The sequence below is a fragment of the Bacteroidota bacterium genome, assembly GCA_016714535.1.
Lineage (GTDB): Bacteria > Bacteroidota > Bacteroidia > AKYH767-A > OLB10 > JADKFV01.
In genome coordinates this window covers 138,411-160,540 of sequence record JADKDR010000009.1, presented here as the reverse complement: position 1 = coordinate 160,540, position 22,130 = coordinate 138,411, and the positions used below count along the sequence as shown (strand labels likewise).

Annotated in this window: 13 protein-coding genes; 4 read left to right on the top strand and 9 right to left on the bottom strand. The window is 38.7% G+C overall.

Annotated features, from left to right (window positions below):
- Nucleotides 1-19 precede the first annotated feature (19 nt).
- From IPO27_13260 to IPO27_13240, 5 genes are read right to left on the bottom strand one after another with little or no spacing between them, the layout of a single operon-like run.
- Complete coding sequence (locus IPO27_13260) at nt 20-805, bottom strand: hypothetical protein (protein ID MBK8847453.1); 786 nt, start codon at nt 803-805, stop codon at nt 20-22.
- Nucleotides 793-1,830: an STN domain-containing protein gene (locus IPO27_13255; protein ID MBK8847452.1), complete on the bottom strand. Its 1,038-nt coding sequence runs from the start codon at nt 1,828-1,830 to the stop codon at nt 793-795. Before IPO27_13255 ends, IPO27_13260 begins: the two co-directional genes overlap by 13 nt.
- 22 nt (nt 1,831-1,852) lie before the next feature.
- Nucleotides 1,853-2,839 (bottom strand): DUF4974 domain-containing protein, encoded by a 987-nt coding sequence (locus tag IPO27_13250; protein MBK8847451.1) that lies wholly within the window; start codon nt 2,837-2,839, stop codon nt 1,853-1,855.
- Nucleotides 2,840-2,844: 5 nt separating this feature from the next.
- A complete protein-coding gene (locus tag IPO27_13245; protein ID MBK8847450.1) occupies nt 2,845-3,426 on the bottom strand; it encodes an RNA polymerase sigma-70 factor in 582 nt (193 codons plus the stop codon).
- Nucleotides 3,427-3,445: 19 nt separating this feature from the next.
- Nucleotides 3,446-4,105 (bottom strand): DUF2807 domain-containing protein, encoded by a 660-nt coding sequence (locus IPO27_13240; protein ID MBK8847449.1) that lies wholly within the window; start codon nt 4,103-4,105, stop codon nt 3,446-3,448.
- A 246-nt stretch (nt 4,106-4,351) separates the two neighbouring features.
- On the opposite strand from IPO27_13240, the gene IPO27_13235 reads away from it, so the two are divergent.
- A complete protein-coding gene (locus IPO27_13235; GenBank protein MBK8847448.1) occupies nt 4,352-7,630 on the top strand; it encodes a hypothetical protein in 3,279 nt (1,092 codons plus the stop codon).
- 15 nt (nt 7,631-7,645) lie between these two features.
- On the opposite strand, the gene IPO27_13230 is transcribed toward IPO27_13235, so the two are convergent.
- From IPO27_13230 to IPO27_13220, 3 genes are all read right to left on the bottom strand, one after another.
- Nucleotides 7,646-8,821, bottom strand: a complete 1,176-nt coding sequence (locus IPO27_13230) for a class I SAM-dependent RNA methyltransferase (protein ID MBK8847447.1) — start codon at nt 8,819-8,821, stop codon at nt 7,646-7,648.
- Between the two features lie 62 nt (nt 8,822-8,883).
- Nucleotides 8,884-9,264 (bottom strand): DUF1801 domain-containing protein, encoded by a 381-nt coding sequence (locus IPO27_13225; GenBank protein ID MBK8847446.1) that lies wholly within the window; start codon nt 9,262-9,264, stop codon nt 8,884-8,886.
- Nucleotides 9,265-9,568: 304 nt separating this feature from the next.
- Nucleotides 9,569-9,793, bottom strand: coding sequence for a hypothetical protein (locus IPO27_13220; protein ID MBK8847445.1), 225 nt, complete (start codon nt 9,791-9,793; stop codon nt 9,569-9,571).
- A gap of 84 nt (nt 9,794-9,877) precedes the next feature.
- Between IPO27_13220 and IPO27_13215 the strand changes: the two genes are divergently transcribed.
- Complete coding sequence (locus IPO27_13215; protein ID MBK8847444.1) at nt 9,878-10,321, top strand: hypothetical protein; 444 nt, start codon at nt 9,878-9,880, stop codon at nt 10,319-10,321.
- Between the two features lie 50 nt (nt 10,322-10,371).
- Here IPO27_13215 and guaB read toward each other — a convergent pair whose 3' ends face one another.
- Nucleotides 10,372-11,844, bottom strand: coding sequence for an IMP dehydrogenase (guaB, locus tag IPO27_13210; protein ID MBK8847443.1), 1,473 nt, complete (start codon nt 11,842-11,844; stop codon nt 10,372-10,374).
- A 324-nt stretch (nt 11,845-12,168) separates the two neighbouring features.
- Here guaB and IPO27_13205 point away from each other — a divergent pair, with 324 nt between their 5' ends.
- Both IPO27_13205 and IPO27_13200 read left to right on the top strand, forming a co-directional pair.
- Nucleotides 12,169-14,307 (top strand): alginate lyase family protein, encoded by a 2,139-nt coding sequence (locus IPO27_13205; GenBank protein ID MBK8847442.1) that lies wholly within the window; start codon nt 12,169-12,171, stop codon nt 14,305-14,307.
- Between the two features lie 183 nt (nt 14,308-14,490).
- Nucleotides 14,491-21,831: a T9SS type A sorting domain-containing protein gene (locus tag IPO27_13200; GenBank protein MBK8847441.1), complete on the top strand. Its 7,341-nt coding sequence runs from the start codon at nt 14,491-14,493 to the stop codon at nt 21,829-21,831.
- Nucleotides 21,832-22,130: the final 299 nt, after the last annotated feature.

Here is a 22,130-nt window from a genome sequence, read left to right as displayed (position 1 = left end):
GAAATCTCCATGTTATACTTTAGAAAAATCGGATTCCTGCTTTAGCTCCAAACCAATAAGTATAATTATAATTTCCAATGTTTTGCTGATACGTATTTATATTTGGTAATACTGCCTCGTAGCTGGGTACCGTATTCCATGTTGACAAACTGTTGCCAAGTGCTGCAATTGATGGTCCTGCGGTAATGGCAATTTTCTTCCCGATAAAATATTCGTAAGTTACATCAAACCGTGCATACGGATTATAACTATTAAAATTAAAATCACGAACCAATTGATGCGAGCTTAAATCGAGATTAAGATTAGACTTTTTTGAAAGCTTCACATTGTAACCAATACCATATCCGTAGTATTGAATTGCTGATGCTCCACTATAAGGTTGCATGCCGGCATACAAGGCGGTGTAAAATTTGTGAGAACCTGTGCGCAATACTGCATTATAGGCAAAGGTTTCGTTGGTGCTTATCTCAAGTTGATGCACCCCCTTTCTTACAAAACTAAGGAAGCCAAAGGAACCCTTGGTTACACTATCAGCTACATTTATTAACCCTATCTGTAAACCTACAGTTCTGCGTGCAACATTAAGTACACCTGCTATTTGAGAGCCATGCAACGTATCCGCATTTATATTAGCAATACCGGCTAATTGTAATCCGCGCGCTTTTTTGCGGGAGGCGTTTACGCCTCCCGCTATTTGCCAATGCGATGCATAGCCATTATTTAAATTCATAAACCCCGCTAACGATAATGCATGATTATCATCGTAGCAGGTGTTGCTAAATCCTGCTAAGATCAAGCCATGCACAGGTAACCTGTAGTAATTGGCAAATCCACTAATTGACAGTCCACGTGTACTGTCACCGTTAATATTTGTAAATCCTGCAAGTTGTACTCCCTTGGTTGTTCTTTTATTAAAGTTAAAAAACCTGCTGCCTGAAATCCGGATGTATGGCCTCCATTAATATTGCCAAAGCCCGCCACTTGAATTTTTTTAACATCACCACGATTCATATTCATAAACAAACCAACTTCGGTACCGGTCACTCCCATATTGTAGCCTCCTAGAATATTTAGAGAAACATCGTTTACAACCTGCCCACTAAGATGCATGTTGGTACCAATATAAGGCAAGAAGGATACCTGAAACCTGCGATGCATGGTGTCTTTAATATTTTGAGAATGCACCTGCTCGAGTTCGCTGGTAAGCAACTTTACCAAAGCAAAGTTATCAATGCTATTCTGCGCGCTATCAATTGTAATTCGAGTTGTATCTATTGACCCGGTGCTATCTTGTGATTCCTGTGCCGGATAAATTTCTATATTTATTGATTTGTTGTTTTGGTAAGCAACATAAACTACAGTGTCTTTATAGTTCTGCTTGTTTACAAATAGTTTGAGTTTGTCTTTGCCGGGTTCTAGCTGCAAAACATAATATCCGTATTTATTACTTATTGCTGATACTCTGCGCACTTTATCGAAAATACTTGCTTGCGAAATTTTTTTATTTGTAATCCCATCTATGATATATCCATCAATTCTAATTCTCGATGCAGTTGGTGATGGTTGCAAAATAATATGATTACCCCGTTGCTTATATACAACCTTGTTTTCGAACAGCATATTCAGCACCTCACGAATTCGCGAATTGGAAACTTTTAAAGTTTTAATACTACTCACATTGACCTGATTGGTACTGTATACGAAAGTAAATTTAGCCTGTTCTTCTATAAGGCGAAGTATGTTTGCTACAGTTTGTTCTCTTACATCCAGCGTAATTGACTGCTCAAGCAAGTTGGACTCTTGCGCCTTAGTCGATAAGTTAATCAGCATGATTAACAGAACTAATATGGTGTTAGTTACAGCCCGGTCCATTGATAACATAATTGCTCTCGTTTTTAGTTTCGGTAAGTTTTAATGTTTCAGTAATTATCTTCAATATATCATCAAGCGACTCGTTATTAAATGTTCCTGTAAATCGACAATTCATCAACTCCTTGTTTGCATACTCAAATGTGCATGCATACACATCGGCCAAAGTGCGTGTTATTTCTACTAATGGAACATTATCAAATATTAATACCTTATCCATGTATGCGGTGTAGTTCTTATCGGTAATTTCTGTTTTTGTTAATGAATGATTTGCTAACAGATAATTTGCTTGTTCGCCAGCTTTAATCTGTTGTGACTCTATGGATTCGTTATCAAGTTCTACTATGCCTTCTTTTACGTTTACCTGCACAAGTCCGTTGTTAAGTGACTTTACATTAAAGGAGGTGCCTATATCTGTAATAATTAAACCGTTGGTTTCTATTTTAAAAGGATTACGATCATTATGTACAACTGTAAAAAATCCTTCGCCTTGCATGGCTAAGGTGCGATTTTTAGAGAACAATACCGTATCATAGGTTATAGCACTATGACGATTTAAGGTAAACGTGCTCCCATCGGGCAAGGTGCCATTAAGAATTTTATCAGTTGTTTTTAAGGTATACAGGTGTGTCTCACTATCTGTTGATTTATATTTAAACCAAACAAAAGAAAGTCCCGCAACAAGTAAAATGGAGGCAGCTATGTTTACAAAGTTGAATCTAAATGAATTAAACGGAATAGTACGACCTGTTTTCTTTTCCTTAATTTTATTCCAGGCTGGATTAGTGTCAAATTCATTTGTGCCAAATGAAGTGTCTGCCATTGCAAACACTTGTGCACTCTGAACAAACAGCAACTCATTTTCTTCTGAAAGCGAACGCCACTTTTCAATATAACTTTCCTGTTCAGCGTTCGTTTCAGCAGCAAAATATTTTGCCAGCAGTATATCTATGTCTTCAGTTGGTTTCAATTTATTTACATATAAAGTTTATAAATCATTATCAATATCATAAAATCTTTAAGGTTGGTACGCAGTATTTTTAAAGCTCTGCCAATATGGTTTTCTACCGTTTTAGGACTTAGGTTGGTGGCAAGCGCAATTTCGCCATAGCGCATTCCTTCTATGCGGTTCATTTTAAAAACGAGTTTGCACTGGTCAGGGAGCGATTCGATGGCTTCGTTTATTTTTTTCTGCAATTCTTTCACTTCAAGTTTCTGCATTCCTCCTGAGGCTTCTTCGCTACTATTTATCACATACATTGCATGTTGTTGCTTTATCCTTTCATGTTTAATTTGATTTAAACATTTGTTGCGAACACTGCTGTATAAATATGATTGTATACGTTCCATTTGTACCGTTTGCCTGCTGCTCCACAACTCAGTAAATAGTTGTTGTACCACCTCTTCGGCATCATCCTTATCCTTGGTATAGCTGAAGGCAAAAGCACACAACTTGCCATAATACAATTTGAAAAATTTTTCAAATTGATATTCTTCAGCGAGAGAAATGATGTTATTAGTATGTGATGGGGCGTTATGCACAAGAGGTAGAATCATGCAAAGTTAGATTAATTCATTACATCTTATGAATATTGCCCGAGCCACTAATGCTTGTATGTACTACAGGATTGCCAAGATAGTATACATCGCCACTTCCGCTAATTTCTATATCAAGCTCTCTTTCGGCATAGCATCTTACATCGCCACTACCGCTTATATCCACCTTCACATAGGTAGCTTTCATCATCGCTGCTTTTATGTTTCCACTTCCATTTATTTTATAGGTGGCATTGGTTGCACTTCCTTTACTAAGACTGATATCGCCATTGCCATTAATGGTAATGTCAAGCGAGCTAAGACCGGGCACCTCATCATACACTAACGTTGCAGAGCCATTTATGTTGATTTGATTAGCGGCAGGGGTATATATGTCAATACGTAATTTGCTGTTTCGCAGGTAAGTGAAATTTTTGGCATCAATGCATAATTTAGTTCCGTTTACTTCAGTTTTAATTAGCGGAATCAGGTTTTGATAGTCGCTAACAACTACCTCATACTTGGTTGAATTATATATGTATACCTCGGCACTTAGTTCAACTTCTATTTTGTTAAATGCCGATAGCACTCTTGTTTCGGTGCGTATGCTGCCTTCACCCTTTTCAAAATTTTTACGACATGAGCTTGATACAATGGCTATACAATAGCAAGCGATTAATAAACTAAGTATTCTTTTCATTTTTCTGTTTTATTAGTGGTTTATATCATAGAGACAACCAAATGGATGAATACCCCCAAGCCAGATTATTTTTTTTGCAATTTATCGTGCCTTGGCAATCAACTTGTTAGGTTCCGTTTGGTAGATTTATGCGTGCAGGCAGCTTTGTTGGTATCTTAGGTGCAATATTTGCAGGTTGCTTGATTGCTATTTTTATTTATTGTTATATTTGTAAAACTTGCTTTGGATAAATATTAAATCCACTTAATGAAATATCGATTACTCATATTATTGCTTGCCGTTTTCATAGAGGCTAATGCACAATTAACCGTTGTAGAATGGAATTTTCCAGCTATAGGAACTTCGGCAGCAAATAATGCAAGTACCACTCCAAACAATATTGGTAAAACATTAATAACCGCAGGAGGTACCGCAGCAGTTGGCTACGGAACTAACACCGGAGCATATAATCAGGCCGCTTGGTGCTCAGGATGGGATAATGGGAATGGTACCAAGTTTTGGGAAATAGAATTTAATACTACCGGACTTGGCAATCTGGATGTATCAAGCAAGCAACGCAGCTCAAATACCGGTCCTCGCGATTGGAAAATTCAATATAAAATTGGTTTGGCAGGAGTGTATGTTGACTTACCCGGAGCTTCTGGAATTCTAAATGCTGACAATTTTACAACAACAACAGCATATGTAAATCAGGTGCCATTACCGGCAGCGTGCAACAATCAACCTTCGGTTTATTTGCGTTGGATTATGACCAGCAATACGAGTGTTGGGGGTGCAGCGGTTGCTGCAGGTGGCACAAGTCGTATAGATGAGTTAGTGGTAAATTGCAACCCGAGTGGATATTACCGAACCATTGCATCGGGGAGTTGGAAAAATAAAGCCGTGTGGCAATATAGTGCTGATAACATTACCTGGATTGCTGCCGATACCATTCCTACTTATGGTGCTCGAACCATTACCATTCGCAATGGCCACACAGTAAATATTGATACACTAAATTATTGGAACAATAATTCGAATCTTAGAATAGATGAAGTAGTTGTAGATGCAGGTGGTCAGTTGAATATGAAATTTTCGCATCTGCATTTGAACAACGGAGCAGCAACAGATATTACGATAAATGGCACATGGATGGACTCATTACCTTCCAGCACTACACATTATCTTAATAGTAATTGGATTGCAGGAACAACCTGGACCATGGGTGCAAATGGCACATTTATCAAAACGCTGAATTCTGTTTCTAGTGTATATCAAAATAATTACAATGGAGGAATTGCTACCATACCTGCTACCGGGCAGTGGATATTAAGAAAAACAGCTGCTGCCATTCTTCCTACAATGACTACAGCTAATATGTTTTATCCCAATCTTAGTTTTGAAAATGTTTCGGGGTCACCATATAACGCAACTGCTGTGGGTACGTATTTTTTTGCTGCAAATCCTTGCACTGTAAAAGGTAACTTACACATAGCAGGACCATCTGCAGCAAATGCAATTACCGTTGTTGATACGGTCTATAATAACGCATTAAACATATTGGGCAATATGACCATTAATCAGTTTTGCACATTTAATATACGAGGCGATAGTGTGAATGTATTCGGCAACCTGATAGTGAATGGATTACTTACACATAATGGAACCTTGCAACGTGCTGTAAAGTTTTTAGGTGGCGCTGCACAAACTGTTTCGGGTACCGGAACAATTATTATTAACCGTTGTGAAATTCGAAAATCAAGTAATGATGTTAATGTAACACGCGATATAAATATTGATGCCAATTTGAATTGTGTTCTAGGCCGATTTTTTACTGCTGCATCGCCCAATGGATTAATCATAATGAGTAATGCAAGTTCAGCAACTTCTCAATCCAACAATAGTTTTGTTCATGGCCCTTTGCGTAAAAATGGTAATACGGCTTTTACCTTCCCAATTGGTAAAAATAATTTGTACCGACAATGCGGCCTTGGTGTTGGAGGTGGTGCTGGCACCACTTTGTTATGGAGCGAAGATTTTAATAATGGATGCACCGAAGGATGCTATGCCAATACTTATGTAGGACCCAATGGGGCATGGACACAAACTATTTTAGGTGGTGGTGCAGCACCTAATAATTGGTTCGTTAGTTGTGCCGAGAATGGCCAAACATCGGGCAGTTGCGGCTCCGGTTGTGGTAGCGATGCCACCTTGCATGTAGGAGCAAATCCAGGATCCTATTGCACGTGCGTTGTTTGTACTGCATTAAATGGTGATTGTGGTGCTGCTTATGATGCATGCAGTTTTAATTTATGTGGAGGATCAAGTCCTGCTGCTGACAAACGTATAGAGTCACCGTTAATAAACCTAACTGGTCAGTCAAATATTAATGTTGCCTTCAGATATATTGAAGGTGGTCAAACCACCTTGGATAATGCCACCTTTTGGTATTTTGATGGCACTGCGTGGATACAAGTTGCAGATATGGCTAAAACTACGACTTGTGGTGGAGGGCAGGGGAGATGGACACAATTTACAACAGTGTTACCGGCTGCTGCCAACAACAATCCGAATGTAAAGATTGGTTTTAGATGGGTTAATAATATTGATGGCACCGGCACCGATCCATCTTTTGCTGTAGATAGTGTACGCTTATTTGTTACCGGCACCGATGATATTTTTACTGCCGAATATTTTTTGGTTAATCCACAAACGTTAGCGCCATGTTTGAATAACAGAGTACCTACGCTAAGTGCTATCAGTTGCAGCGAGTATTGGCAAATTGATCGTCAGGCGGGCAGCACCGGACGCACAGTAACATTATCTTGGGTTACCCCATCGCCAAGTTGTAATGTTTTTGTTGTTGGAGATTTGCGTGTAGCGCGCTGCGATGGTATCAATACCTGGCAAGATCATGGAAATGGTGGCACCACCGGAACTCTTGCTGCAGGTACAATTACAAGCTCGGGCCCAATTAATACGTTTTCACCTTTCACCATTGCCACCGTTCCTACACCTTTACCGGTAAGACTTTTTAGTTTTAATGCAGTATTATCCAAAGGTCATGTGGATTGTAAGTGGCAAACACTTGAAGAAATAGATGCTCAAAGTTTTGTTGTGCAGCGGGCAAATAATTATTTTGAGTTTGCAGATGTTGTTACAATTCCTGCTAAAGGAAATAATTCAAGTTATGAAGCAACAGATTTGCAGCCATACAAGGGGCGGAGTTATTATCGCTTAAAAATGATTGATATTTCTGGTGTGACATATTATTCAAATATCGAAGTTGTTTTGAATGCCAGCACCGAAGACTTGCTTTTAAACTATACTTACAATCAAGAGTATTTGCATTTTGCAGTAAGCGAAGATTTAGTAGGGGCAAAGGCAAGAATTTGCATCTTTAATAATTTCGGAAAACAAATTTACTGCACCAATGGCCAACTGCAGGCATACCAAAGTTTCCATATTCCACTTCCACCTTCGGTATATTTATTAACCATCGATACGGAGTACAGCAGAATTGTAAAGAAAATTATGGTGTACTAAATTGAAGTTTGATTCTCAAACTTCGGGTTCCGGTTTTTTCTGATATTTTTTTCCTTCAAACAAATTAAAAGTAAGTAAACGGCATTCTATAGGACCGTTAAATACAATTTGCTTGCGCGATGGTTTAAGACCAATAAATTTGGCAGCATGCAAATCACCGGCAAGTATAAATGCTTTCCAACCGCTAAAATTTCTTTTCAGCGTGTTGCCTACATCCTTATACAAAGCAATCAATTCCTCTTCTTCAATCCGAATATTATAAGGCGGGTTGGTTACAATTATTCCACTATCATGTGGCTTCGAAAGTTCTCTGAAATCTTTTTTCTCAATTATTATTTGGTCGTCAAGGTTGGCATCATACGCATTTTTTAAAGCCGCATCAATGGCATAAAAATTTATATCCGAAGCATATACAGGTTGTGCAGCCTTTTGTATTCTGGCATTCGCTTCTTCTACCACTTTTGCCCATAGCGCCTTATCATAATTGTTCCATTTCATAAATCCGAAATCGTTGCGGTAATAACCTGCAGGAATTTGCTTGGCCATCATCAAGGCTTCTATTGCAATTGTTCCGCTGCCGCACATAAAATCAAGCAGGGGAGTTTGACCGCTATATTCTGCAAGATGCAATATACCTGCTGCAAGAACTTCGTTTAACGGTGCTTTGTGTTGCTCAAGTCGCCAGCCTCTTTTGTATAAAATAGTATTGCTGCTATCAATATAAATGGTGCATTTGTTATGGCTAATATGTATTTGTATCAAGATATCCGGCTTATCGGGGTCTACATCAGGACGGGAATTAAGTTTTTTACGAAAGTAATCTACTATTCCATCCTTCGCTTTTAGCGAAGCATATTGCGTATGGGTGAGATGCGAATTGACCAACGTTGCACTTATTGCAAATGTGTTTTTAACATCAAATATATTGGTCCACTCAAAATGATGGCATCCCTCATACAAGTCATTCTCGAAGGTGCATTCAAATTGGTGTATCGGTATCAGTACACGAAGTGCGGTTCTGCAGCAATAGTTCAATTTATAAATTAATTCTAAATCAGCATTACAGCTTACTGCTCTTATTTTTGGTTGAACATTGGTTGCACCAAGCATTTCGCATTCTTTTGCTAATACTTCTTCTAAGCCATGAAAAGTTTTTATAACAACTTCGGTGTTCTCGTTTATTTCTATCATTTCTCTTTATTGAAAGGTACACTTTTGCCTGCAAAGGTATACTCTACTTTAGATAAAAAAGGTTACTTCTTTTTCTTTTTTAAAGCCGCTTGTTCCAGATCCATTTTTATCCTATAGGCAACTATTTTTTTTATAAGTGTTACCGGTAATTTTTGATTTAATGGAAATTGAATAGCACCCTTCGATGTTTTATAATTTTTCAATTGTTCTTTAAATATTTCGATAGGCTTGTTGGTTGGATAAAATCCTACATGATTTTTATTTGAAGCAAAATATACCAATACTGTATGTAGTTTATATGCAGGCATTTGGTAACTTATTACTTCTGTAGCCATTGGCGCAGCCGACTTAATTATACTTCGAATAGATTCAAGCATAAACTTTTGTGATTCAGGCATTTGTGCTATATACTCATCCACGGTGTTAATTTTTAGTTTTTCCATTATTTCTGAATTAATATTTTAAAATATTGAACCCACGGGCCTACAGTTTTAGTGTGTTTTTTGGCCATTACTCTAACTATCTGCTTGTTATGGTCCAAATCATGCGCTACCCTCGTGGTCAGCAATTAGTGCTAGGTCATGGTGCAAAACACCGATGTTTACCGGTGCTGTTGAGCATTTTATCGGTGACATCTATTTTGCTAAAGTAATTTAGATTAGACATTCTTGCATTTTTAAACTCATCGAGTAATTGCAAAATGGTTTTGCTACGGCTTGTTTCAAACTGTGCAAAGCGGTCAATGGCTTAAAATTTTTTATCGGTGTTTTCTGAAAGAATAATAGTTAAACACTCAATATAATCTGTCTGTTCTCCATGCAAAAGGTGACCTACCACATCAAATGAAATCCATGTGTTTTCACCTTCTTTGCAGTTTATCCATCCATTATCAAGACCACCTAATAGGGTATGAAGAACTGCCGGAGTGAGTTCAAGAATTTGTATTGCCTGATGCTGCTTAAAATTTTTCATATTTTTTTTCTGTTTTTGTTACAACTATGGTATAGAATGTGCTAACTTCGGAAAATAATATTTATTAAATTAATATCAATTAAAATGAGTGAACAAGAAAAATCAGAAGGGCTATTTGATAGCATAAGGAAAAAAGTAAGCGAATTTGCTGACAAGGCTGACGAGTTAAAAGATCAGTTAGAAGACAAGGTAAAAGATCTTGCGGAGCAAGCAGAGCAAAAAGCAGCAGAGTTTAAACAGCAACTGGACGAAAGCGGCATTAAAGAAAAAATAGCTGCCAAGACTGAAGAATTGAAAGGTGACTTAAAAGACCTTGCCGACAAGGCCGGAGATCAGATTGAACAATTGAAGCACAAAGTGGAGGAGTCGGGTATAAAGGAAAAAGCTAGCGCTATGTTTGATGATGTAAAAAAACAAGCTGCAGACCTTGCAAACAAAGCCGAAGAGAAATTTGAAGATTTAGGAGAAGCCGCAAAACAAAAAATTAAAGATACCAAAGACAGTTTAAGCGGAGAAAACAAAGCCTGATTCGAAAAATAGTTTTTCTTTCAACCAATTAAAGAAACAAGCCCCTGATATTATCGCTTATAATTAGGGGCTTCTTTTGTTATTTGAATCGAATGCGGATGACTTTCATTAATACCGGAATTGGTGATGCGCACAAACTGAGCCTTTTGTAATGTTTCAATATTTTTTGCTCCGCAATATCCCATGCTAGCTTTTAACCCTCCTTTTAGTTGATACATTTCTTCGGCCAGCGTTCCTTTATAGGGTACTCGTCCAACAATTCCCTCAGGAACCAATTTTTTTATATCATCTTCAACATCCTGAAAATAGCGGTCTTTACTTCCTTCGCGCATTGCTTCAATACTTCCCATTCCTCTATAGGATTTAAATTTTCTTCCTTCAAAAATAATTGTTTCTCCGGGCGATTCCTCTACGCCAGCAAACATGCCGCCAATCATAACACTATGTGCACCGGCAGCTATGGCCTTTGCAACATCACCGGAGTAGCGTATACCACCATCGGCAATAACAGGAATTCCCGATCCTTTTAATGCTTGTGCCACATTGTAAACGGCAAACAACTGCGGTACACCTACACCTGCAACAATACGTGTGGTGCAAATAGAACCGGGGCCAATACCAACTTTAACTGCATCGGCACCAGCCTTTACCAGGGCACGTGCAGCATCGGCAGTGCCAATATTTCCGCAAACAACATCCAGGTTAGGATATCGACTCTTTACTGTTTTCAAGGCTGTAATTACGCCCTTGCTATGCGCATGTGCAGTGTCTATGCTTATGGCATCAACCCCAACAGTTACCAGGGCCGATACCCGATCAAGCATATCGGCTGTTATGCCTACGGCTGCAGCTACGCGCAATCTTCCAAGTTTGTCTTTGCACGAGTCGGGACGTGAGCGGAATTTCATAATGTCTTTATACGTAATTAATCCAATTAGGCGGTAATGTTTATCAACTACCGGAAGTTTTTCTATCCGATATTGCATCAGCAACACTTCTGCTTTTTGAAAATCGACAACGCCAGTAACTGTAATCAGATTTTTGCTGGTCATCACTTCGGTTACGCTGCGTTTTAAATTTCGTTCGAACCTTAAATCGCGGTTGGTTAATATACCAACCAGTTTTTTTTCTGCATCAATTATCGGAATTCCACCAATTTTATTTTCTTTCATCATTTGCAGTGCATCGCCAATAGTAGCTTTGGTAGTAAGTGTAACCGGGTCAAGAATCATCCCACTTTCAGAGCGCTTTACTTTGCGAACCTCTGCCGCTTGCGACTCTATGCTCATGTTTTTGTGTAACACCCCTATACCACCTTCCTGAGCCATTGATATGGCTAAGGCGCTCTCAGTAACCGTATCCATTGCAGCCGATATAAAAGGAGCATTGAGAATAATGTTTTGGGTAAAATGCGTTGTAATATCTGTTTCGCGAGGCAGCACTTCTGAATATGCCGGCACTAACAAAACATCATCGTAAGTCAACCCTTCGCCAAGAAATTTTTCTGCTGATTTTTTTGCCATAAAACATGGTTTTGTTTATTGGCGCACAAAGGTAATTTTATTTCGGTAGTGCTGGCTTTATTTTTTTTTCGAAGATAGAATCGCATGCACTACATACACTTTTTCAGAAGTAAAAAATAGCGAAGTTTTCTATTTAATAACTAGCTATTCCTTGGCTTATAAACGAGGGTTGATAATTGAAAAAATTGTTTTTTTTTATTTTTCGTACTTTTACAGTCCAATTTTTCTAATTTGAAATCCATTCAGCTTTGGCTTAATAAATTTGATTTTCCTTTTGTTACCCTTGTCAAGAAGGTTTGGCGTAATATTCAAGAGAAAAAGCAAATGCCTGCTAAAAACGCAAGGCTATTAGCCGTTGATCCCAGATACAATTTCGCCACACAACTGCAGTTTAATTCGCACCTTGATTTGGATGCTTTAGACTTATCCAATCTTAATCAAGAAGTAGCAATCTATCATTGGAACATGTATTCAAATGCCAATGGGCAACATTACATGGATTTGTTAGGAAGTGGTTGGGTTAACCTTGATTACCAAACTCAGGCTCCGGGAGTAGAGGGAAACAAATACTCATCAGATTTGAAATTGGATATATCCAATCTTGAAAGCTTTCTTCAACAACTTTTGCCACCGGCATATATTCCCTTTTCATTTCAATTGTTGCAATCAGCATTTAAAACAAAACCCGACTATCAACTTATTGATTGGTGCAAGGATCATAAATCAGGCTTTCGTTTCGACTCATGCCTGCCGTATAATCAGCAATTCAGTCAAATTCGCGGAAGTGGTATCGATATTAAAGTGCCATGGGAACTTGGAAGAATGCAGCATCTATTGCAATTGGCAATATTTGGTAAACTAACCGGCAATCAAGTTAAGGCGGTTACAGAATATAAAGCGCAATTGCTCGATTTCATGGCCATTAACCCATGTGGTATTGGAGTTAACTGGAGCTGCGCTATGGATATAGGCATTAGGGCAGCTAATATCTGCATGGCTCATGACTTGTTTTTACAATTGGATAAAACCGGAATTCTCAATGCGGAGTTCAGCAGCCTGCTTCATAGCTATTTGTTGCAGCACGGGCAATTTATTTATAACCATTTTGAATATCAGGAGGGCTTAACCAGCAATCATTATTTATGCAATGTGGTAGGTTTGTTTTTTATCACAAATTTTCTTTCAGGCACTAACGAAATTAACGATTGGCTCGTATTATCATTACAAGAGCTGATGCAGGAAGGCGAAAGGCAATTTTTTAGCGAAGGAACAAACTTCGAAGGCTCAACATCATATCATCGCTTAAGTGCCGAGGCATTGGCATCTGCATTAAGTTTATTATTAGGTAAAAAGGCTGAAAAAATGAAAATACTTTTTTCTCAAAACAGTATTTCAAGAGATATGGAACCGCTTTTTGATGCCGCTTATTTTTCATTGCTGAAGAATGACTTACACAATTTATGGAATGAGCAAAAATTGACCGGTAAGATTGCCATTGTTTTTCATAGGATGCAAGCTGCTGCTCAGTTTACAAGTGACATAACCAAACCTAATGGCGACATTACCCAGATTGGCGACAATGATAGCGGCCGTTTTATTAAACTAACTCCAACCGGATATTTAATGGAGTTTTCTCAGGCTAAGGCTAAATATGCAAATCTTGTCGGCAATCCGGTAAATCAAGTTCAATTTTGGGATGAGAATTATTTAAATCATCAGACTTTTATATCCTTTACAAATGGAATTACCAGTAAGCACACCGGCCAATGTCCTTTGGAATATTCGTTTAGCAAGAGCCTTGCTAATGGCAAAAAACCTGTTTTAAAAGAAACAAAGTCGGCTGTAATTGATAAATATCAATCAAGCACTTTCGATAAAAGATTTTTGGAACATCCTGTTTATTCACATCATCATGAGCATCAATTCAAGTTCGAACAAGATTTGATTAAAGATATTCAGTTTATGCATTACGAGGCTTTTGGGCTATTGGTGGTGCAGTCTGAAAATCTATTTCTTAGTCTTGTATGTGGTAATGGTAAAGGGTTTCATCATAGTTGGGGGCATGTGCATTGTGATAAATTGAGCATTGAATTGCAAGTGAATGGCAAAGATGTTTTAGTAGATCCAGGCACCTACATTTACACTCCATTGCCTGAAAAACGTAACACCTTTCGCTCGGTACAAAATCATAATACAATGGTGGTAGAAGGCGAAGAACAAAACTGGTGGTATGAAGGTAAAAAGGGCCTTTTTAAAATGATGCGGCAGGCAAAAGCAAGATTAGAATATTGTGATAAAAATATCATTGTGGCTTCGGCCGCCTTCCGCGATATAAAACAACTAAGAATAATTGAAATAAAAGCACATGAAATAATCGTAAAGGACTATTGTAACATGCCTTTCAGGCAAAACTGGAACATGGGGCAGCTTTGGTCAAATGGGTATGGAAAGATTATCAACTAATCGTGTAAAAGTTTTTCTACATATGAAAAGAAACAACTTTATTAAAACTTACCTTCGCGAGTTATTTAAAAAGGCATGATTATAGACAGGAAGGAAGAGTATAACCTTCATAATCTGACCATTGTGAATAAATGAATCGATATTAAAAACAATTTATATTTAATGAAAAAATTTCCGACTTCAATGAAATTATTACTAATTCTTTGCGCAATTAGTTTCTCTCAGGCAATCTTTGCGCAAACATATTACGTGCATCCGGGGTACCGAACCGGCTATTTTTGGAATGGACAAACAATGGCTTCAGATATTCCAGGTTATCAATCTGTGCAGATTCAATCAGATAGCGCAGGGTATAATTATGCCATTATATCTGATACCGTAAACATCTGGCGTAAGTTTGGTAATACCGAGTTTAATGTTCCTGCACTTTTTGCATGGTATAATGTGCCTACCTCTGATAATTTGTTTAATAATTCAACTACCGTTGGTAAATGGTACACCACAAGACTAAAGGATAACGGGTACAATACTACGAATGCAATCGTAATGGAGACAACCAATAAGCCGACCGAGTTCGCTCCTATAAATACGATTAAGCAAATCACGCCCGACCCTGTTTATAGCAATCAAAACATACAATTTGAGGTGAATATGGCCGGCCCACGCAGCCCTGAGGAGTTTGTCTTCTTGCGTTTCACCTATAATAACTGGGCATCAAGCGATATTTTACAGGTGTTTTTTAGCGGACTAACTGATACCATAGGTAATGCCACAATTATTAAATCACCGGGACAAAAGACTATTCAATATTATGCATTGAGTTCAACTTTTGATGCATGGAACTTTGTTGCCAGTGATTACGATTTAATTACTCTTAACAGAGGTATGGACAATGGAAACTTTTACTCTGTTCAGGTTTTCGACCCTTTGTTTAATGTAACTGTACGTTTTCGTATGGATATGAAGAATACAAGCTTAGGTCCCAATGGTCCACACCTGGTAGGTACTTTTAATAACTGGGATAGCACCGCAACACCCATGACGCTGCTCAATGGCACAACGTACTTTGCAGATGTAAATCTTGATACCAATGAAGTTGTTGAATACACATTTTTGCAAGACACTACCGGTGCTGACACAGTGCCGTTAGCTTGTGCTAATCTCAACAGTAGAAGAGAATTAGCAGTTCCAAATGCAAATACAACGTTGCCCGTAGTTTGTTTTTCAAGTTGCAGTCCCTGTGTATATCCCGATTCTGTATTCGTTACCTTTTTTGTAAACGCCAATGGCCCCGCACCCGGTGGAATGTTTTTGGTGGGTTCATGGAATAATTTTCAGCCTATTCAAATGGTTAATTATGCTGCCACAAATTATTCGGTAGCTGTAAAGCTCGATACCACAACCAATGTTTACTATTATTTTCAAATTGGCGCCACTCCGGAGGTGGTGCAAGGTAATTGTACCCAAAACTATATGGGCATGGGTAATTATCGTTTCCTGCCTGTTCCTGAAGTCAATACCAACCTGCCATTGATTTGTTTTAGCAGTTGCTATACCTGTGCTTTAAAGAATAAAGTTACTATCACTTTTAAAGTTGATTTAAGCAATACGCCCATTGGGCCGGGCTTACCTCACGTAATTATTGATGATGATAACTACAATACATTTTCGCATTTATTAACGCCAATAGGAAATGGAATCTATCAGCACAAATATTTGGTAGATACTACCAAGGTGTTGCGATACAAATTTATTCGCGATGCCAACTTATATGGTGCAGAGCAAGTTCCAGGTGCATGTGGTGTATACGATGGTACTATACTATTTGATACGGTAAGGAGCATTATTGTTCCCGAAATAGATACAACACTTCCAGTAGTTTGTTATAGTTCTTGCGGCCCTTGCCAACCTTCCCCTTTGCGTGAGTACACTTTTAAAGTTAATATGACAGGTGTGCCTCTAGGTCCCGGAGGTCCAACGCTGGCAGGTAATTTTAATGGTTGGAATCTTACTCAATATAGGATGACGCAGGAACTTCCTGTTGTAAATGGTCAGGTTATTTACAAGGTAACCATGAACCTTGATACCTCATTATATTTAAAGTATAATTTCTTTAGCGACACAACAAATGCTGCTCATGAGGAATTACCTAATTCTTGTTCGGTAGGAGGTAATGGTAAACCATGGAAGTCGCGTTGGGTCGATTTGCCAAATGTATCAACTGTGTTTCAGCCGGTTTGTTTTGCATATTGCCTATGTTCAGATACGAACAAAGTCAAGGTTCGTTTTCGTGTAGATATGTCTAATACACCTCTTGGCAATAGCTACGCGCACATTATTGGAACATTTAATAATTGGGATCCGCTTGCTGATATTACCTATCCTTTCTTACCCAATATTTATATTCAAATATTTTTGCTAGAAAAGGGTAGTACACACTTCTATCGTTTCTTGCGTGATGGCAGCCTCATTGGTGGCGAAATAGTACCAGCCGCTTGTGGTTGGCCTGATGGTAACGGTGGCTATGTACGCAGAGTGGATGTGGGCCAAAAGGATACCATACTGCCGGTAGTGTGCTACAGCGAATGTGACACTCCATGCAATGCTATTGGACAAAAGGAACTTACTTTTAAAGTTGATATGAGTCAAACAACAATTGGCCCCTTTGGTCCTCATGTTGTTTGGAACTATGCCGGTATGGCCTCCAACAAAGTAGCCATGATAAATGGTGGAAATGGAATTTATTATGTCTCGGTATTTGTTGATACCGCTACGGTTATCGAATATAGATTTTTGCGAAGTATTTATGATGTAGACGCAGAGGTAGTTCCCATAGCTTGCGACAATGCGAATGGAAACCGACAAATCACTATGGGCACTAATAGTGTAATACTGCCAATAGTCTGCTTTGGAGGTTGTACAAGTTGTGGAAACAGCAACTCTACCGATGTAACTTTTAGGGTAGACGTGGCCCAGTCAGGGTTTCAATCTGGAGTTTATCTGGCTACAAATAAAAATGGATTTAACCCGGTGCCAATGAATCAGATTGGACCTACACTTTTTTCATTAACCTTAAACTTGCCTCAAGGCGATACGCTTCAATATTTTTTCCTAAACGATATTGGATTTGGAGGACAGGAAATAGTACCTATACAATGCGGTGTCCTTGATGGTAACGGTAACTTTGTGCGAGAGCTTATTGTTCCCACCACTGCGCTTTTATTGCCTGATGTATGTTTTAGCGATTGCATCTTGTGCCCACCACCACCTCTAAGTAATGTTACTTTTCAGGTTAATGTATCGCAAACTAACATAGGCACAAATTTTATGTACCTGGCCGGAACTTTTAATAGTTGGGATACCACTTCGCTGCAAATGGTAAACTTTGGAAACGGTATATGGAAAAAAACAATTAGCCTTGATACCACCGCTGTTCATCAATATAGATTTTTTGTTGGAAACACTTTTGCCGGAAGTGAAACAGTAAATCCTGCATGCGCTGTACCTGATACTGTGGGTGGCCTCAGTCGCGAAATTGCTGTTCCCGAAAATGATTCAACACTGGCAGCAGTTTGTCTTAATGAGTGTATCAATTGTTCGCCAGCAGTCAGTGTAACCTTTAAATGCGATTACAGCAAAGTTACAATTGGTCCGGGCAAACCGCATTTAGCCGGTGCATTTAATGGCTGGTCGCTTACTGCCACTCCATTAGACTCTATGGGTAATGGGGTATGGCAAAAGACCTTGCTTCTTGATAGCACACAAACCTATCAATACAAATTTCTAAGTGATACCTTACTTACCGCTTACGAAATTGTGCCTCAGGTATGCGGAGTAAATAATGGTGGTTTCTTTAATCGTAATTTAAAAGTTCCCGAATCATCGGTTGCTTTACCATTGGTATGCTTTAGTGAATGCGGCCCTTGTATATTCCCCGACTCGGTAGATGTTGTTTTCAAAGTAGATTTATCAAACACACAACCGGGAGTTGGTGGCCCGCATTTAATTCGCTACAATCCTAATAATTTTAATACTACCAAATTCCCACTAACGTATATAGCCGGAAATGTTTGGGGTGTTATGTTACGATTAGATACCATGGAAACCATACAATATCGTTTCTCAACCGGATCTGCAATTATTACGAGCGAAACCGTGCCGCCATTTTGCGGTGTTTCAAACGTATTCCATGGTTTTGTTCGCTCGCTAAAGGTTCCTAAAGTTGACAGTGTGCTTGCCACGCGTTGTTTTGCAAGTTGCATAGCCTGTACTACAACACCTAAAGTAAAAGTTACCTTCAGAGTTGATATGGCACAAACCATTCTTGGTCAAGGTGGACCTCGCATTGCAGGATCGTTTAACAACTGGAATACATTTACTGATACATTGAAACTGATAGGCGGTACCACTTATGGTGCTACCTTGTTGCTTGATAGTACTAAAATTGCGGAATACAAATTCCTGAATGATACTGGTACAGGAGCTTACGAAATAGTTCCTGTATTGTGTAGCAACGGTAATGGTAATCGCGCATTAATAGTTCCTGAAACTGATACAATACTAGATATTGTATGCTTTAGCAATTGTGCAGCATGTCCGTATCCGGATACCGTAGATGTTACCTTTTTGGTAGATATGGTAAACACACCTCCCGGTCCAAACGGAGTTCATCTGGCTGGCACATTTAATGGCTGGAGCACAACAGCCACACCTATGAACCTGGTGGGAGGTACATTGTATTCCATAGTTCTTCCGCTCGATACTATGTTGAATATCGAATACAAATTCCTTTCGAATGATGATGCAGGTTCATACGAACTTGTTCCTCAGCAGTGTTCAAACATAAATGGAAACCGTTTTTTAGCGGTTCCCGAAACAGACGTAGTGCTCGATACCATTTGCTTTGCTACGTGTGGAAAATGTGTAATTCCCGATTCGGTAAATATTACCCTACAGGTTGATTTTACTAATACACCTCCCGGACCTAACGGGCCTCATATTGCCGGTACATTCAATAGCTGGAGTACAACCGCAAATCCGCTTACATTAATAAACGGAAATGTGTATGGCATAACGTTGCGTCTGGATACCACTTCAAGTATTGAGTATAAATTCCTGAGTGATGATAACGTACCAAGTTATGAAAATTTTGCCGGACCATGTCTTAACAGTAATGGAAACCGTTCTCTTGACATTCCTGAAGTTGATTCTGTTTTTCAAAAAGTATGCTTTAACGAATGTGATACCTGCATTGCTCACGACTCGGTATTAGTTACTTTGCAAGTAGATATGACCAATACAACCATTGGAATTGGCGGGCCGCATGTTGCCGGAACGTTCAACAACTGGAGCACCACTGCAACACCGCTGAACTTAATTGTGGGTAATATTTATGGCGTTTCATTGTGGTTAGACACGATGGATAATATCGAATATAAATTCCTGAGTGATAATGTTGCAGGTTATGAAACTGTTCCTTTTGCTTGTGCATTGAGTAATGGAAACCGTGGCTTGAACGTGCCTGAAGCAGATACAACCCTAGATGTTGTTTGTTTCTCAAGTTGTATTGCATGCTCAAGTATTGATTCGGTTAATGTTACGTTCCTGGTAGATGTTACAGGTCAAACGTTTGGAATTGGTGGGCCACATATTGCAGGATCATGGAATGGCTGGAGTACAAAAACACAACTAACGCAAATTTCAGGCAATGTATATGGAACAACAATAATGATTGACAGCTCCTTAATTATTCAGTATAAGTTTTTAACTGATAACAACAGCATGTTTGAATCGGTACCTTCTCAATGTGGAGTGCCTGATGGTTTTGGAGGATTTAACCGCGAGTTTGAAGTGCCGGAAATGGATGCAATAATAGATACTGTTTGTTTTTCTGAATGTACGTATTGTCCTAAAACAGATTCTGTAAAAGTGAAGTTTGTGGTAGATATGAGTAATTCATCGTTAGGTCAGGGAGGCCCTCATATTGCGGGAACATTCAACAATTGGAATGTATCATCTCATCCCTTAACTGATATTGGTAACGGATGCTTCGAAATAGAATTATGGCTTGATACTACACTTAGCATCGAATACAAATTCCTGAACGATAACAACACTAGCGGCTACGAGACGGTTCCACAAGCTTGTGGCGTGCCTGATGGAGTAGGCGGGTACAATCGATTTTTGCAAGTTCCTGAAACGGATACCATACTTGCCAAAGTTTGTTTTTCAGAATGTAACGGTTGTATTCCTATCGGACTTGTAAGTGTAAATTTCAGAGTAGATATGAGCCAAACTGCTATTGGAAAAGGTGGTCCGCACTTAGCAGGAAGTTTCAATAGTTGGACACCCATACCAATGACTGCTTTAGGAAACAACATTTACGGTATCACCTTAGTGCTTGATTCAAGTAAGATATTCCAATATAAATTTTTGAGCAAAAATTCGTTGGCAGGAAGCGAAACAGTGCCTATGGCTTGCGGTGTTCAGGATGTGAATGGAGTTTATAATCGTGAGTTAGTAGTTCCCAACAATTTTACTATTTTACCTATTGTGTGTTTTAACGAATGTGGTGCTTGTGGGGCAACCAACAAAGCGGTAATTACCTTCCAGGTAGATTTAAAAAATGAAACGCCTGTTAGTCCTCACTTAGTTGGTAGTTTTAATGCATGGGATACTACTGCAACCGAAATGTGGAATCCTCTTGGCACCAAGTGGGTTTGTCAGGTAGTGCTTGATACCGGTGTTTTCCATCAGTACAAGTTTTTAATTGATTCAACTTTTGTGGGTGAAGAAATAGTACCTCAACTTTGTGGTGTTCCAAATGGACTTGGTGGTTATAATCGCGAAATAATTGTAACCATCTCCGATTCGCTTGACTGTGTTTGTTATAGTCAGTGCGGTGCTTGCACCGATGACTCGGTAAATGTTACCTTCCAGGTAGATATGCATGGAGCGGTAATTATGGGCAACCAAATAGTAAATGTATTTATTGCAGGAACATTTAATAATTGGGATCCAACAGCCACACCAATGTTTGATGTAAACAGCGATTCAATTTACACAGTAACGTTACGCCTGGACAGCACACAAACCATACAGTACAAATACCTGCGCGATAATAATTTTGGAGCTGTTGAAAATGTACCCGGTCAATGTGGAGTACCAGATGGATTTGGTGGTTTCAACCGAGAACTTGTAGTACCTGAGTTTGACATTACCTTGCAGGAAATATGCTTCAACTTTTGCACTATGTGCTTTGTTGGTGTAAACGAAATTTTGGAACTAGATATAGTGAATGTGTACCCAAATCCTACCGATGGGATTTTTACCATCGATGTAACGGGCAATGCAACTGATATAACCATAGCTATATATGATAATAAAGGAGCCATGCTGCATACAACCAATGAGTCTGATGGCAACAAATACGTTTATGACCTAAGCAATCAGCCTAAGGGTATTTATTATATTCGTGTTTTAAGCAAAAATGGTATTGTAACTAAGAAGTTGGTAATTAACTAAGACTAACTTTAATTGATATTATCGAAGCCTGCAGAAATGCAGGCTTTTTTTTGGGTTAGATTAATTGTTTGAAATGACAATTAGAGTAGGTACTAATAGAAGTACAGATGTAATGTCTTCATAAGTTTTTGTAAGCTATAGAATATTATAGTTTCACACCGATAAAATAATATTCACCAGATAAAAATCGCCTTGGCAACTTACATCAAATTGCTGTTTGAGCATAGTTAGAGGTGAACATGTTTTAGCACTGCTAAAACATGATTTGTTAGTTTGTACTTTTTAGTTAGTTTTAATGC